The sequence below is a fragment of the Chloracidobacterium sp. genome (genome assembly GCA_025057975.1).
Lineage (GTDB): Bacteria > Acidobacteriota > Blastocatellia > Chloracidobacteriales > Chloracidobacteriaceae > Chloracidobacterium.
The window spans coordinates 1-578 of the sequence record JANWUV010000058.1; the positions used below are offsets into that span (position 1 = coordinate 1).

Annotated in this window: 1 protein-coding gene; it reads left to right on the forward strand. The window is 54.5% G+C overall.

The window, feature by feature from the left end:
* Positions 1-5: 5 nt before the first annotated feature.
* A partial coding sequence (locus NZ585_15060; GenBank protein ID MCS7081348.1) for a type I glyceraldehyde-3-phosphate dehydrogenase occupies positions 6-578 on the forward strand: 573 nt, incomplete at its 3' end.

Below are 578 nucleotides of genomic sequence, written 5' to 3' on the forward strand. Positions count from 1 at the left end.
GCGAGATGTACGGTGACCAGATTGATGTGGTAGCATTCAACGATCTAGGTGATCTCAAGACTATGGCCCACTTGTTCCGCCATGATTCCAATTACGGCCCTTATCGCGGCAACGTCGTCATCGATGGCGATTCGCTCGTCGTTGATGGTGATGCAATCCGCGCACTCAAAGAAAAAGACCCAGCGGCCATCAAGTGGGGCGAGATGGGCGTAGACATTGTGGTCGAAAGCACGGGTATTTTCACGGATCGTGACGCAGCTGCCAAACATTTGCAGGGCGGCGCAAAGAAAGTCGTCATCAGTGCGCCGGCCAAGAACGAAGACCTGACCATCGTCTTAGGCGTCAACGAAGGTGACTATGATCCCAGCAAACACCACGTCGTCTCCAATGCGTCTTGCACCACCAACTGTCTGGCTCCTGCTGCCAAAGTTGTGCATGATCGTCTGCGGATTAAGCGCGGTATGATGACCACCATCCACAGCTACACCAACGACCAGCAAATCCTCGATCTACCTCATAAAGACCTACGTCGCGCGCGCGCCGCTGCTCTGAGCATGATCCCCACAACAACGGGAGCA